Origin of the sequence: Georgenia sp. EYE_87, from assembly GCF_023148685.1 — a bacterium.
Classification (GTDB): Bacteria; Actinomycetota; Actinomycetes; order Actinomycetales; family Actinomycetaceae; genus Georgenia.
Genome location: NZ_JAHXNL010000002.1, coordinates 259,858 through 274,691, shown reverse-complemented (window position 1 = coordinate 274,691; position 14,834 = coordinate 259,858). Strand labels below are relative to the sequence as shown.

Sequence of the window (14,834 nt, the reverse complement as noted above, 5' to 3'; positions counted from 1 at the left end):
TCTTCCCAGATCTCAGACGCGCGAGGCGAGGACGACGACCAGGGCGAGCACGACTCCGCCGAGCATCATCCCGGCGTAGGAGCGGACGTAGCCGTTCTGGGCCCGGCGCACCACGCCGCCCAGACCGGAGGTGCCGCGGGCGATCCCCATGACCGCGCCGTCGACCGCCGTGGAGTCCGCGTAGACCAGCGACCTGGTCAGGTACTGGGACGGGCGCATGAAGACGCCCTCGTTCACGGAGTCCTGGTACAGGTCCTGCCGGGCGGCGCGGGTCAGCGCGGAGCCGGCCGGGGCGACCACCGGGACGGGGCGGGCGCCGTACATGCGCCAGGCGATCAGCGCGCCGACGAGCACCAGGACGATGGTCGCGACCATGATCACGGGCACCGGCAGGACCGGCTCGTGGTGCTCGACGTGACCGGTGACCGGCTCGAGCCAGGTGACGAAGCCGCCGCCGAGGTTCATGAGGAACCCGAGCGCGACGGACCCGACGGCGAGCACGATCATGGGGATCGTCATCAGGGCCGGCGACTCGTGGGGGTGCTGCTCGGCGCCCTCCTCCGCCGTCGTCCACCGCTTCTCGCCGTGGAAGACCATGAAGAACAGCCGCGACATGTAGAACGCGGTGATGCCGGCGCCGAGCAGGGCGACGGTGCCGAACACCCAGGGCTGCCAGCCCTCGCCGACGAACGCGGACTCGATGATCTTGTCCTTGCTCCAGAAGCCGGACAGGCCGGGGAAGCCGATGATCGCGAGCCAGCCCATCATCATCGTGATCCACGTGATCTTCATGTGCTTGCTCAGACCGCCGAACCGGCGCAGGTCGACCTGGTCGCCCATGCCGTGCATGACGGAGCCGGCGCCGAGGAACAGCCCGGCCTTGAAGAAGCCGTGCGTCACGAGGTGGAAGATGGCAAAGGCGTAGCCGACGGGGCCGAGGCCGGCGCCGAGCATCATGTAGCCGATCTGGGACATGGTGGAGGCGGCGAGCACCTTCTTCATGTCGTCCTTCGCGGAACCGACGATCGCACCGAAGAGCAGCGTGATCGCACCGACGATCGCGACCACGAGCAGCGCCGAGGGGGCGCCGTTGAGGATCGGCCCGGAGCGGACCATGAGGTAGACGCCCGCGGTGACCATCGTGGCGGCGTGGATGAGCGCGGAGACCGGGGTCGGGCCGGCCATGGCGTCGCCGAGCCAGGCCTGGAGCGGGAACTGCGCCGACTTGCCGCAGGCGGCCAGGAGGAGCATGAGGCCGATGGCGGTGAGCACGCCCTCGTCGGCCCCCGCGGCGGCGGGGAGCACCGTGGCGAAGTCGACGGCGCCGAAACCGGCGAACATCGTCATCATCGCCAGCAGCAGCCCGACGTCGCCGACGCGGTTCATGATGAACGCCTTCTTGGCGGCGACGGCGTAGTCGAGGTTGTGGTTCCAGAACCCGATGAGCAGGTACGAGGCCAGGCCCACGCCCTCCCAGCCGACGAAGAGCAGCGCGTAGCTGTCGGCCAGGACGAGGAGCAGCATCGCCGCGACGAACAGGTTGAGGTAGGCGAAGAAGCGCCGCCGGTCCGTGTCGTGCTCCATGTAGGCCACGGAGTAGATGTGGATGAGCGAGCCGACGAACGTCACCAGCATCACGAAGGTCAGCGACAGCGGGTCGAGCCGCAGCCCGGCCTCGACGCTCAGCTCGCCGGCGGGGAGCCAGCTGAACAGGCGCTGGTCGATCACCCGCTGCTCGGCGGGCAGGCCCAGCAGCTGGAGCAGGATCGCCAGGCCGACGGCGAAGGACGCCACGGGGGCGAGCACGCCGAGCCAGTGGCCCCAGCGGTCGGAGCGGCGCCCGAGCACGAGGAGGATGCCGGCGGAGACCAGCGGCAGGACGACCATGAGCCAGGCGAGGCTCGCGGCCCCGGTCGGGGCGGCGCCCGCCGCGCCGGTGGCGGCCGGCAGCGCGCCCGGGAGGGCGGCCGTCACCGCCGAGGGCAGGGAGGTGGACACGGTTGCAGAACCCAGCATGCGCCGGCCCCCGTCAGTGCTTCAGCAGGTTGACGTCGTCGACCGACGCTGACCTGCGAGTTCGGAAGATGGACACGATGATCGCGAGGCCGATGACGACCTCGGCGGCGGCCACGACCATCACGAAGAAGGCCAGGACCTGGCCCGTCAGGTCGCCGTGGATCCGGGCGAAGGTCACCAGCGCCAGGTTGGAGGAGTTCAGCATGATCTCCACCCCCAGCAGCGCGATGATGGCGTTGCGTCGCACGAGCACCGCGGTGGCGCCGATCGCGAACAGGATCCCGGCCAGGACCAGGTAGTTGACCAGGCTCACTTGTCCGCCTCCACGTTCTCGATCTCCTTGCGCGCGCCGTCGGCCTGCTCGTACCCGGGGCTGCCGGGGAGCCGGGGCTGTGGCGCCGCCTCGCCGCGCATACCGGGCATCCGGGCCTGCGCGACGGCGGGGGCGCCGCCCAGGGCGGCTGGGCCGCGGCGGCCGTCCCGCTCGCCGGCGCGGGCCCGTGCGACGGCCTCGACCGTCTCCGGGCTGACGTCGGCGATCGAGCGGCCCTGGCCGCGGATGCGCAGCACGCGCGGCACGGAGTCCTTGATCGGCTCGCCCGTGGCGGCCAGCGCCGGCAGGTCGGCGGCGTTGGACCGCGCGTAGACGCCGGGCGCGGGGAGCTGGCCGACGCGGACCCGGCCGCTGGCGAAGGCGGCCATCTTGGCCTCGAGGGTCTCCTGCTGGCTGGCCTTGCGGCTCACCCGCTCCCGGTGGGTGAGCGTGACCGCGCCGACGGCGGCGATGATCAGCAGCAGGCCGGTCAGCTCCATCGCGAAGACGTGGTCGGAGAAGATCAGCCGAGCCACGCCGACGGGGTTCGTGTCGGCGTTCGCGGCGGCGAGCCCGCTCGGGGCGGGACCGTTCGCGCGGAGCACCACGGCGCCGAGCAGGACCGCGAGCCCGACGCCTGCCAGCACCCCGAACCAGCGCTGGCCCTTGATGGTCTCGTGCAGGGAGTCGGAGGCGTCGACGCCGACGAGCATGAGCACGAAGAGGAACAGCATCATGATCGCGCCGGTGTAGACGACCACCTGCGCGACACCCAGGAAAGTCGCCTCCTGGGCGATGTACATCGCCGCGAGGCAGAGCATGAGGAGCACCACCGACATCGCGGCGTAGACCGCGCGCCGGGAGAACAGCAGGCTGAGGGCGGCCAGCACCATGATCGGCGCCAGCACCCAGAACAGGACGGTCTCGCCGGTGGTGACCGTGCCGGTCTCGGCGAGCGCGGCGGGCAGCATCCCGGTGATCACAGGTGGCCCCCCTCGGCGCCGGACGGAACGGCCGTCGCGCCGGTGCGGACGCCCTCGGCCCCGGCGGGCGCGACCGCCCGCGCCGTGGCCAGGGTCGGGTCCTGCGGGCGGTGCGCCCGCACCCACTCGACCTGCTCCGCGGTGGGCCCGGTGACCTCGTTGCGGTAGTAGTCGTCGTCGTCGGTGCCCTCGACCATCGGGTGCGGTGCGGCGAGCATGCCCTCGAGCAGCGGGGCCAGGAGGTCCTGCTTCTCGTAGATGAGGCCCTCCCGGGTGGGGCCGGCCAGCTCGTACTCGTTGGTCATCGTCAGGGCACGCGTCGGGCAGGCCTCGATGCACAGGCCGCAGAAGATGCAGCGCAGGTAGTTGATCTGGTACACGCGGCCGTACCGCTCGCCCGGGGAGTACTGGGCGTCGGGGGTGTTGTTGCCGGCCTCGACGTAGATGGCGTCGGCCGGGCACGCCCACGCGCACAGCTCGCAGCCGATGCACTTCTCGAGCCCGTCGGCGTAGCGGTTGAGCTGGTGGCGCCCGTGGTAGCGGGGCTGGGTGGGCACCTTCTCGAACGGGTACTGCTCCGTGACGATGGGCCGGAACATCGAGGAGATCGTCACGCCGTAGCCGGCGACCGGCGCGAAGAGTCGCCCGACGGGACCCTTCTGCGCGGGGCCGAGCTCGGGGGGAAGCGGACGGCCGACCTCGCCGTGCCGCTGCTCCGTGCGGCCGAGCGAGGTCCCCTCCTCGGGGCTGCGCTGGTCGTCAGACATCGTGACCCTCCTTCAGGGTGGGCTGGGTGCCCTGCGTGGTGCGGGCGCCGGCCGCGGTCGCCTCGCGGCGGGCGCGCCGGGGCGACGGCGGCAGGGTCTGGCCGGGCAGCGGGGGCACGGGGTAGCCGCCCGCGAAGGCGTCGAACTCGGTGCCTGGCGGGATGAGCTCGGGGTGCGGCGTCGCCGCCTCCGGCTCGGGCTCCTCCTCCTTCTTGGCGGGCCACAGCAGCAGCACCACCATTAGGACGGCGAAGACCCCGCCGATCCACAGCAGCATCGTCGTCAGGTCGGTCTCGGTGAACTGCCGCACGCCCTGGACCAGGGCGACGAGGACCAGCCAGACCAGCGCGACGGGGATGAGGACCTTCCAGCCCAGCTTCATGAACTGGTCGTAGCGGAAGCGCAGCAGCGTCCCTCGGGTCCAGATCATGAGGAACATGACGCACCACATCTTGGCGATGAACCACAGCACCGGCCACCAGCCGGTGTTGAGGACGCCGTCCCCGATGGCCGACAGCGGCCAGGGCGCGCGCCAGCCGCCGAGGAAGAGGGTGGTCGCCACGGCCGAGACGTTGAACATGTTGATGTACTCGGCGAGGAAGAACCACGCGAACTTCATCGACGTGTACTCGACCATGTGGCCGGCGACGAGCTCGCCCTCGGCCTCGGGCAGGTCGAAGGGGAGGCGGTTGACCTCGCCGACCATCGACACGAGGTAGACGAGGAAGGCCGGCGCCAGCGCGATCGCCCACCACAGCTGGGTCTGGGCGTCGACGATCTGCGACGTCGAGAGCGAGCCGGAGACCAGGAAGACGCTGACGAGCGAGAGGCCCATGCTGAGCTCGTAGGAGATCACCTGGGCGGAGGACCGCACCGACCCGAGCAGCGGGTAGGTGGAGTTGGACGCCCAGCCGCCGAGGATGATGCCGTACACGCCGAGCGCCGTGATGGCGAGGATGTAGAGCACCGCGACCGGCATGTCCGTCAGCTGCAGCGGCGTGACGACGCCGAAGATCGAGACCTCGGGCCCGAACGGGATGACCGCGAGCACCATGAAGGAGCAGAACGCGGCGATGAAGGGTGCGAGGACGTAGAGGATCTTGTCCGCGCCCTTGATCGAGAAGTCTTCCTTCAGGACCAGCTTGAGGGCGTCGCCGACCGCCTGGAGCAGGCCGAGGGGGCCGTGGACGTTGGGGCCGGGGCGGGTCTGCATGCGGCCGAGGCCGCGACGCTCCACCCACAGCGCCATGAGCACCGAGACCAGCAGGAACACCAGGATGAAGACGGCCTTGATGACCCAGATCCACCAGGTGTCGTTGCTGAAGTCGGCGACGGGGGCGGCGGGCGAACCGATGCCCGTCGGCAGGATCGTTCTCACTGGGCCACCTCCGCGGCGGACAGGGCGACGACGGCACCGGCCCCCGCGCCGAGCATGTCGTGCACGCTCGAGCCCGGGGAGTTCTCCGGCAGCCAGACCACGTGCGCGGGCATCGTGGTCAACGACAGCGGCAGGGTGACGGCACCCGCGGGGCCGGTCACGGTGACCCGGTCGCCGTCGGCCACGCCGAGCGCGGCCGCGGTCTCGGGGCTGAGGCGGACCACCGGGCGGTGGGCGGTGCCGGCGAGGTGCGGCTCACCGTCCTGGCCGCGTCCGGAGTCCAGCTGCAGCTTCCACGTGGCGAGCACCGCCTGGCCCTCGCCCGGTGCGGGCAGGGGCGCGGGGGCCACGGTCGGCGCCGGGGGGCGCTCGCCGGCCCAGCCGGCGAGGTCCGCGAGCTCGTCGTGCACGACGGTCAGGTCGGCCAGGCGCAGGTCCACGCCCATCTCGGCGGCGAGCGAGTGGAGCACCTGGCGGTCCGAGAGTGCCCGGGAGACGAGCACCTGCCCGAAGGGGCGCACCCGTCCCTCCCAGTTGAGATAAGTCCCGGCCTTCTCCACCGGCGGGGCGACCGGCAGCACGACGTCGGCGTGCTCGGTGACCTCGGAGCGGCGCACCTCCAGCTGGAGGACGAAGCCGGCGGCGGCCAGCGCGGCCCGGGCGAGGGCGGGGTCGGGCAGGTCGCGCGGCTCGAGGCCGCCGACGACGAGGCCGCCCAGGGCGCCGTCGCGTGCGGCGGTCAGGATGCCGGTGAGGTCGCGCCCGGCGGCGGAGGGCAGGGAGTCCACGCCCCAGACCGCGCCGGCGTCGACCCGCGCCTGGACGTCGGCGACGGAGCGCCCGCCGGGCAGCAGCCCCGGCAGGAGCCCGGCGTCGACCGCACCGACCTCGCCGGCGCGCCGCGGCACCCAGGCGAGGCGGGCGCCGGTGCGGGCGGCGAGGGCGGAGACGGCGGAGAGGGTGCCGCGCACGGCGGCGGCCCGCTCCCCCACCAGGATGACGGCATCGGGCTCCGCGAGCCGGTCGGCGAGGGCCGCGAGGTCGGCCACCTGGCCGCCGGCGACGACCGCGTCGAGGACCTCCGGCTCCGTGCCGGGGGCCGCGGTGACTAGCTGGGCGCGCAGCTTGGTGGCGCCGCGGGTGGCCAGCGGGGCGACCGTGGCGACCTGGACCGTGCGGGCGAGGACGCCCTTGCGCAGCCGCAGGAAGATCGTGCCGGACTCCTCCTCGGGCTCGAGCCCGACGAGCAGCACCTGGCCGGCCTTCTCGATGTCGGAGAACGTCACGCCGAGGCCGCGGGCGGCCACGTGGTGGGCCAGGAACTCGGCCTCCTCGTCCGTGTGGACGCGGGCGCGGTGGTCGACGTCGTTGGTCCCGAGGGCCACCCGGGCGAACTTCGACCAGGCGTAGGAGTCCTCCAGGGTCAGGCGCCCGCCCGGGAGCAGGCCGACGCCGCCGGCCTCGCGGGCCCGGCGCAGGCCGGCGGCGGCGAGGTCGAGGGCCTCGGACCAGCTGGTGGGCACGAGCTCACCGGTCTGCTCGTCGCGGACGAGCGGCAGGGTGAGGCGGTCCGGCGCGGACTGCCAGGTGAAGGCGAAGCGGTCCTTGTCGGTGATCCACTCCTCGTTGACCTCCGGGTCGTCGCCCGCGAGACGGCGCAGGACCACGCCGCGGCGGTGGTCGACGCGGATGGCCGAGCCGCCGGCGTCGTGCTCCGCCACGGAGGGCGTCGAGACGAGGTCGAACGGGCGCGAGCGGAACCGGTACGAGGCCGAGGTGAGCGCGCCCACCGGGCAGATCTGGATCGTGTTGCCGGAGAAGTAGGACGCGAAGGGGCGCCCGGAGGTGTCCATCTCCGCCTCGCCGAGCGGGCCGACGGCCAGGCCGTCGGTCAGCCCGGCGACGCCCTTGGGCCCGACCATGTCGGGGGCGAGCACGAGCGGCTCCTCCTCGCCGGAGGAGGTGAAGTGCAGGATGTGCTCGTCGAAGGCGCCGATCTGCGAGCCGTTGATGCCGTGGACCTCGTCGCGCGGCGAGCCGCCGCCGCGGCCCTGGAGGGCGATGAACGGGTCGCCGGCGATCTGGTCGGAGAACCGGGTGCAGCGCTGGCACAGGATGCAGCGGTCCCGGTCGAGCAGGATCTGCGTGGAGATCTTGATCGGCTTGGGGAACGTGCGCTTGATGTCGACGAACCGGGTGGTGGCCCGGCCGTTGCTCATCGCCTGGTTCTGCAGCGGGCACTCGCCGCCCTTGTCGCAGACCGGGCAGTCCAGCGGGTGGTTGATCAGGAGGAACTCCATGATCCCGTGCTGGGCCTTCTCGGCGACGTCGGAGGTGTGCTGCGTCGCGACGACCATGCCCGGGGTGGCCTCGAGCGTGCAGGAGGCCTGCGGCTTGGGCATCGGGCGGAGGTTGCCCTCGCGGTCCGGCGTGGACACGTCGACCAGGCACTGGCGGCACGCGCCCGCGGGGGCGAGCAGCGGGTGGTCGCAGAAGCGCGGGATCTGGATCCCGGCCTGCTCGGCGGCGCGGATGACCAGGGTGCCCTTGGGCACCTGGACCTCGACGCCGTCGATGGTCACCGTGTGCAGCTCGACCGGGGCCTCGGACTGACGGTCGGTCGTGGCGGTCATCGAACACCTGCTTCGCTGAAGATGGCCGAGGCCTCGTACGGGAAGAGCTCCCAGGCCGGCGTGTGCGTACCTGCCTCGAACTCGGAACGGAAGTGCTTGATGCCGCTCTGGATCGGGGTGGCGGAGGCGTCGCCGAGCGCGCAGAAGGAGCGGCCGGCGATGTTGGCGGAGACGTCCAGGAGCAGGTCGACGTCGCTCGGCAGGCCCTGGCCTGCCTCGAGCCGGTGCATGACCTGCTTCATCCAGTAGGTGCCCTCGCGGCAGGGCGTGCACTTGCCGCAGGACTCGTGCTGGTAGAAGTCCGTCCAGCGCGCGATCACGCGGACCACCGAGGTGGTCTCGTCGAAGACCATGAGCGCGCGGGTGGCGAGCATCGAGCCGGCCGCGCCCACGGACTCGTAGTCGAGCGGGACGTCGAGCTCGGCCTCGGTGAGGATCGGCGTCGAGGAACCGCCGGGCGTCCAGAACTTCAGCCGGTGGCCGTCGCGCATGCCGCCCGCGAGCTCGATGAGCTCGCGCATGGTGATGCCGAGCGGGGCCTCGAACTGGCCGGGGTTCTTCACGTGGCCCGAGACGGAGAACAGGCCGTGGCCCGCGCTCTTCTCCGTGCCCATCGTGGTGAACCAGTCCTTGCCGTGCTTGATGATCGTCGGCACCGACGCGATGGACTCGACGTTGTTGACCACCGTGGGGCGCGCGTACAGACCGGCGACCGCGGGGAACGGGGGCTTCAGGCGCGGCTGACCACGCAGGCCCTCGAGGGAGTCGAGCAGCGCCGTCTCCTCGCCGCAGATGTAGGCGCCGGCGCCGGCGTGGACCGTGATCTCCAGGTCGTAGTCACCGTTCGGGCCCAGGCCCGTGCCGATGAGCCCCGCCTCGCGCGCCTCGCGCACCGCGGCGAGCAGCCGGCGGTAGACGTGCACGGTCTCCCCGCGCAGGTAGATGAACGCGTGGTGGCCGCCGATGGCGTAGGAGGTGATCGCCACGCCCTCGACCAGAGAGTGCGGGTTGGCCAGCATGAGCGGGATGTCCTTGCAGGTGCCCGGCTCGGACTCGTCGGCGTTGACCACGAGGTAGCGGGGGCCGCCGTCGGGCTTGGGGAGGAAGGACCACTTCAGCCCGGTGGGGAAGCCGGCGCCGCCGCGGCCGCGCAGGCCGGAGGCCTTGACCTCGGCGACGACGTCCTCGGGGGGCATGGTCAGGGCCTTGGCCAGGCCCTCGTAGCCGCCGTGGTCGCGGTAGGTGGCAAGCGTCCAGGACCGCTCAGCGTCCCAGATGTCGGAGAGGATCGGCGTGAGCCGACCCGGGGCCGTGATGCTCACTGCGCCTCCTTCTTGACGTCCTTGTCGACCGTCTCCGCCGAGACGTCCGCCTCGGTGGTCGGCTTGCGCTCGGCGCTGGACTGCACCTCGCCGACCGGCACGGTCCCGGAGACCGTGGCCCCGCCGAGGTCGACGCCGGGCGTGGTGGTGGCGGGTCCGCCGGCCTGGCCCTGCGCCCGGCCGTCGCCGCGGGAGTCGTCGCGCACCTGCGGCGCGCGCCAGTCGTTCTCGCGGGCGATCCGCAGCCCGAGCAGGGTGGCCTCGCCTGCGCCGACGCCCTCGTTCGCGCGCCCGTCCTCGAACCCGGCGAGCACGTGCGAGATCTCCTTGAAGGTGGCGACGGTGTCGGCGCCGCGGGTGGGCCGGACCGGGTCGCCGGCGGTGATCTGGTCGACCAGCTCGATCGCGGAGGTCGGCGTCTGGTTGTCGAAGAACTCCCAGTTCACCATCACGACGGGCGCGTAGTCGCAGGCCGCGTTGCACTCGACCTGCTCGAGGGTGATCTTCCCGTCCGCCGTCGTCTCGTCGTGGCCGATGCCGAGGTGCTCGGAGACCCGCTCGAAGATGATGTCGCCGCCCATGACCGCGCACAGGGCATTCGTGCACACGCCGACGGTGTAGTCACCGTTGGGGTGGCGCTTGTACCGGGTGTAGAACGTCGCCACCGCGGAGACCTCGGCACGGGTGAGGCCGAGGATGTCGGCGCACAGCGCGATGCCGCGCGGGGAGACGAAGCCGTCCTCGGACTGCACGAGGTGCAGCATCGGCAGCAGGGCCGAGCGCGGCTCCGGGTAGCGCGAGATGATCTCGGCGGCCTCGGCGCGCAGGCGCGCGTCGGCCTCGGGGGCGAAGGTCTCGGACGACATCAGCGGTCCACCCCTCCCAGGACGGGGTCGAGCGAGGCGAGGGTGACGACGACATCGGCCAGCTGGCCGCCCTCGGTCATCATCGCCGTGGACTGGAGGTTGGAGTACGACGGGTCCCGGAAGTGGGCCCGGTACGGGCGGGTGCCGCCGTCGGAGACGACGTGGACGCCCATCACGCCCTTGGCGTGCTCGACGGTCTGGAAGACCTGCCCCGCCGGGACGCGGAAGCCCTCGGTCACCAGCTTGAAGTGGTGGATGAGGGACTCCATCGAGGTCGACATGATCTCCTTGATGTGCTCCAGGGAGTTGCCCTGGCCGTCTGAGCCGATCGAGAGCTGCGCGGGCCAGGCGATCTTCTTGTCCGCCACCATGACGGGCCCCGGCGTCGCGTCGAGGCGGTCGAGGGCCTGCAGCACGATCTTGATGGACTCGTAGCACTCCTCGAACCGCACCATGGTGCGGTTGTAGGAGTCGGAGTAGTCCCGGGTGGGGACGTCGAAGTCGTAGGTCTCGTAGCCGCAGTAGGGCTGGAGCTTGCGCAGGTCCAGCGGCAGGCCGGCCGCGCGCACGGACGGGCCGGTCAGACCCAGCGCCATCGAGGCGGCGAGGGAGACGTAGCCGACCCTCTGCTGGCGAGCCTTGAAGATCGGGTTCTCGACCGTGAGGTCCTGCAGCTCCTTGACCGACAGGCGGATGTTCGGGAGCAGCTCGCGCACGTAGTCGGTCGTGCCGGGGGGAAGGTCCTGCGCCACGCCGCCGGGGCGGATGAACGCGTGGTTCATGCGCAGGCCGGTGATGCGCTCGAAGATGCGCAGGATGTCCTCGCGGCCGCGGAAGGCCACCGTCATCATGGTCGTCGCGCCGAGCTCGTTGCCGCCGGTGCCGATGGCGACGAGGTGGGAGGCGATGCGGTTGAGCTCCATCAGGAGCACGCGGATGAGGGAGGCCCGCACGGGTACCTCGTCGGTGACCCCGAGGAGCTTCTCGACGCCGAGGCAGTAGGCGACCTCCTGGAAGAAGGGGGCGACGTAGTCCATGCGGGTGCAGAACGTCACGCCCTGGGTCCAGGTGCGGTACTCCATGTTCTTCTCGATACCGGTGTGCAGGTAGCCGGTGCCGACCCGCAGCTCCCGGACCGTCTCGCCGTCGATCTCGAGGACGAGCCGGAGCACGCCGTGGGTCGAGGGGTGCACCGGGCCCATGTTGACGACGATGCGCTCCTCGCCGAGGCGCTCGGCCTCGGCGGCGATCTCCGCCCAGTCGCCGCCCTCGGCGACGAACTCCGGCGCCCCGGGCGCCTCACCGGCCGGGCGAGCAGCGGTGGGGCGGGCGTTGGTGGACGCGGACATCAGCGGTACGACCTCCGGTTGTCGGGCGGCGGCACGACGGCCCCCTTGTACTCGACGGGGATGCCGCCGAGCGGGTAGTCCTTGCGCTGGGGGTGGCCCACCCAGTCGTCCGGCATCAGGGTGCGGGCGAGGGACGGGTGGCCGTCGAAGACGATGCCGAACATGTCCCACGTCTCGCGCTCGTGCCAGTCGTTGCCCGGGTAGGTGTCGACGACCGTGGGGATGTGCGGGTCGGAGTCCGGGCAGGCGACCTCGAGGCGGAGCTGGCGCACGTGCGTGACGGACATCAGCTGGTAGACAGCGTGCAGCTCGCGGCCACGGTCCTCCGGGTAGTGCACGCCGGAGACGCCGAGGCAGAGCTCGAATCGCAGGTCCTGGTCGTCGCGCAGGACGCGGCAGACGGTGTCGATGTGCTCGCGTGCCACGAAGATGGTCAGCTCGCCGCGGTCGACGACGACCTTCTCGAGGACGGCCTCGGGGTCCAGCCCCTGCTCGGTGAGGATCTCGACGAGGATGTCGACGACCTCGTCGAACCAGCCGCCGTAGGGCCGCTCCGACGCCGGCGGCAGGGCGATGGTCGAGACCAGGCCGCCGAAGCCGGACGTGTCGCCCGAGCCCTCGACGCCGAAGAGGCCGCGGTGGGTCGCGATCACCTCGAGCTGGGTGCGCCCGCCCCGCGGGCCGGCCGGGACGTTCTGCGAACCGGCCTCCAGCGCGCTCGCCGTCGCCCGCTGACCGACCTCGGCGCTGGACGCGCCCGGCTTGGCCGCGCTGGCGGCCGACTGCTTCTCGTCGTCTCGCTCGCTCACGCCAGCAGGCCCTTCATCTGGTGGGTCGGGGTGGCGGCCAGCGCGGCCTCCTCGGCCTTGCGCGCGGCCTCCTCGCGGTTGACGCCCAGCGGGGAGTTCCGGATCTGCTCGTGCAGCTCGAGGATGGCGTTGAGCAGCATCTCCGGCCGCGGCGGGCAGCCGGGCAGGTAGATGTCGACCGGGAGGATGTGGTCGACGCCCTGCACGATGGCGTAGTTGTTGAACATCCCGCCCGAGGACGCGCACACGCCCATCGAGATGACCCACTTGGGCTCGGGCATCTGGTCGTAGACGTTGCGGATGACCGGCGCCATCTTGTGGCTCACGCGGCCCGAGACGATCATCAGGTCCGCGTGGCGGGGGGAGGCCCGGAAGACCTCCATGCCGAAGCGCGAGATGTCGAAGCGCGGCGTGCCGGTGGCCATCATCTCGATGGCGCAGCAGGCGAGCCCCATGGTGACGGGCCAGACGGACGACTTGCGGGCCAGGCCCACGACCTTCTCCACCGTGCCGAGCATGAACCCGGCCGGGACCTTCTCCTCGATACCCATGTCTGTCTACCTCAGTCCCACTCGAGCCCGCCGCGGCGCCACTCGTACACGTACGGCACCGTGATCAGGAAGATGAAGCCGAGCATGGCCACCAGCCCGAAGACGGCGAGCTCGGAGAACGCCACCGCCCAGGGGTAGAGGAAGACCACCTCGATGTCGAAGATGATGAACGTCATGGCGATCAGGTAGTACTTCACCGGGAAGCGCCCGGAGCCCGTCGCCCGCGGCGTCGGCTCGATGCCGCACTCGTAGTTCGCCACCTTCACGCGGTTGTAGCGCTTCGGGCCGATGACGGCGCTCGCCGCCAGGCCACCGATCGCCATCGCCGCGGCGACGCCCGCCATGATGAGCAGCGGGACGTAGGGGTTCGTCATCGTGCCTCCGTCAGTTCACCACGACGACCGTCAGCCCAAGTGACGGCCGCCTCCTCGCCAGCGTACGTGTTCTGCGCCACGCCCTTCGCCACGCCCCTCCGCCGGACCGTCATGACGCCGGCGCCAGCTTGGTCAGGGCGGTGATGGTCCGGTCCATCCAGTCGCCGTCGCGGCGGTCGAAGCCGTCCGAGAGCAGCTTCATGGTGAACCGCATGAGGGTGGGCCGGGGCAGCCCGTACTTCACGCACAGGCGCATGATCTCCGGCCGCTCGATGAGCTTCGCGAAGGCCTGGCCGAGCGAGTAGTACCCGCCGAGCTCCTCCGCGAGGATCTTGGGGTAGGTCCGCAGCGTCTTCTCCAGCGCGTACCCGGAGCTGCGCGAGAGCGCCTGGGAGACGACGTCCGCGGCGATGCGCCCGGACTGCATGGCGTAGGCGATGCCCTCGCCGTTGAACGGGGAGACCATGCCGCCGGAGTCGCCGACCAGCAGCAGCCCCTGGCTGTAGTGGGGCTTGCGGTTGAACGCCATCGGCAGGGCCGCGGAGCGCAGCTCCCCGATCTGGTTCTCCTCGGTGAGCTCCCACTCCTCCGGGGCGTTGCGCATCCAGGTGCGGAACATGGCCTTGTAGTCCAAGCCGGTGGGCTTCGCCGTCGAGGAGAGCGACCCGAGGCCCACGTTCACCGTGCCGTCGCCGAGGGCGAAGATCCACCCGTAGCCGGGCATGAGGTTCGACTCCCCCGGCTTGCCGTCCCACAGCTCCAGGTGCGACTCCATCATCGGGTCGTCGTGGCGGGGGGAGCGGAAGTAGGTACGCACGGCCACGCCCATCGGGCGGTTCATGTCCTTCTCGATGCCCATGGAGGTGGAGAGGCGGGCGGACACGCCGCCGGCGTCCACGACGACCGGGGCGCGGAAGGTGACCTCGTCGCCGGCGCGGCGGCCGTTCGCGTCGACCGGTCGGGCAGTGACGCCGAGGATCCGGCCGGAACGCTCGTGGCGGACCGGGCCCGTGACGGCCATCCCCTCCCGCAGGTCGGCGCCGGAGGCCTGGGCGTGCCGCGCGAGGGTCTCGTCCAGGTTCATCCGCGAGCGCGCCAGACCGTACGCCGGCATCTCGGCGAGCTCGGGCCAGGGCAGCTCGATCGTGTGCCCGGCGCCGTGGGTGCGCAGCCCCCAGTTGCGGATCCAGCCGTCTGACTCGGGGGTGGGTACGCCCATCCGGATGAGCTCGGCGACGGCGCGCGGGGTCAGGCCGTCGCCGCAGATCTTGTCGCGGGGGAAGGTGCCCTTCTCCAGGAGCAGGACCGACAGCCCGGTGGCGGCGAGGTAGTGGGCCGTGGCCGCACCGCCCGGCCCTGCGCCGACGACGATGACGTCGGCCTCGGCCTCTGCACGCACAGCGGTTCCCAACGTCATCGCTCCAGGAGGGGGTGAGGGGCGCATCGGCCCTGATGACCAGGAGTTTATTAATC

At 71.6% G+C, this 14,834-nt stretch carries 13 protein-coding genes; all 13 read right to left on the bottom strand.

All coding sequences use genetic code 11. The features are described from left to right. Positions 1-12 precede the first annotated feature (12 nt). Entirely contained in the window at positions 13-2,016 is a 2,004-nt protein-coding gene (gene nuoL / locus KZX45_RS04605; RefSeq protein ID WP_374112546.1) for an NADH-quinone oxidoreductase subunit L, read from the bottom strand. Between the two features lie 13 nt (positions 2,017-2,029). Next, complete coding sequence (gene nuoK / locus KZX45_RS04600; protein WP_248256531.1) at positions 2,030-2,329, bottom strand: NADH-quinone oxidoreductase subunit NuoK; 300 nt, start codon at positions 2,327-2,329, stop codon at positions 2,030-2,032. Then, complete coding sequence (locus tag KZX45_RS04595; RefSeq protein ID WP_308221703.1) at positions 2,326-3,312, bottom strand: NADH-quinone oxidoreductase subunit J; 987 nt, start codon at positions 3,310-3,312, stop codon at positions 2,326-2,328. The genes nuoK and KZX45_RS04595 overlap by 4 nt, the downstream gene beginning before the upstream one ends. Continuing rightward, entirely contained in the window at positions 3,309-4,079 is a 771-nt protein-coding gene (gene nuoI, locus KZX45_RS04590; protein ID WP_248256530.1) for an NADH-quinone oxidoreductase subunit NuoI, read from the bottom strand. The genes KZX45_RS04595 and nuoI overlap by 4 nt, the downstream gene beginning before the upstream one ends. Continuing rightward, positions 4,072-5,457, bottom strand: a complete 1,386-nt coding sequence (nuoH, locus tag KZX45_RS04585) for an NADH-quinone oxidoreductase subunit NuoH (RefSeq protein WP_374112545.1) — start codon at positions 5,455-5,457, stop codon at positions 4,072-4,074. Before nuoH ends, nuoI begins: the two co-directional genes overlap by 8 nt. Then, positions 5,454-8,090: an NADH-quinone oxidoreductase subunit G gene (locus KZX45_RS04580; protein ID WP_248256529.1), complete on the bottom strand. Its 2,637-nt coding sequence runs from the start codon at positions 8,088-8,090 to the stop codon at positions 5,454-5,456. The genes nuoH and KZX45_RS04580 overlap by 4 nt, the downstream gene beginning before the upstream one ends. Then, on the bottom strand, positions 8,087-9,412 hold the full coding sequence (gene nuoF / locus KZX45_RS04575; protein ID WP_374112544.1) for an NADH-quinone oxidoreductase subunit NuoF: 1,326 nt from the start codon (positions 9,410-9,412) through the stop codon (positions 8,087-8,089). Before nuoF ends, KZX45_RS04580 begins: the two co-directional genes overlap by 4 nt. Continuing rightward, positions 9,409-10,278, bottom strand: coding sequence for an NADH-quinone oxidoreductase subunit NuoE (gene nuoE, locus KZX45_RS04570; RefSeq protein WP_248256528.1), 870 nt, complete (start codon positions 10,276-10,278; stop codon positions 9,409-9,411). The genes nuoF and nuoE overlap by 4 nt, the downstream gene beginning before the upstream one ends. Next, entirely contained in the window at positions 10,278-11,627 is a 1,350-nt protein-coding gene (locus KZX45_RS04565; protein WP_248256527.1) for an NADH-quinone oxidoreductase subunit D, read from the bottom strand. Before KZX45_RS04565 ends, nuoE begins: the two co-directional genes overlap by 1 nt. Further along, positions 11,627-12,340, bottom strand: a complete 714-nt coding sequence (locus tag KZX45_RS04560) for an NADH-quinone oxidoreductase subunit C (protein WP_374112555.1) — start codon at positions 12,338-12,340, stop codon at positions 11,627-11,629. The genes KZX45_RS04565 and KZX45_RS04560 overlap by 1 nt, the downstream gene beginning before the upstream one ends. Before the next feature lie 92 nt (positions 12,341-12,432). Continuing rightward, a complete protein-coding gene (locus KZX45_RS04555) occupies positions 12,433-12,987 on the bottom strand; it encodes an NADH-quinone oxidoreductase subunit B (protein WP_248256525.1) in 555 nt (184 codons plus the stop codon). Positions 12,988-12,998: 11 nt separating this feature from the next. Beyond that, positions 12,999-13,361, bottom strand: coding sequence for an NADH-quinone oxidoreductase subunit A (locus tag KZX45_RS04550; protein WP_248256524.1), 363 nt, complete (start codon positions 13,359-13,361; stop codon positions 12,999-13,001). Positions 13,362-13,470: 109 nt separating this feature from the next. Further along, entirely contained in the window at positions 13,471-14,778 is a 1,308-nt protein-coding gene (locus KZX45_RS04545; RefSeq protein ID WP_248256523.1) for a geranylgeranyl reductase family protein, read from the bottom strand. Positions 14,779-14,834 lie beyond the last annotated feature (56 nt).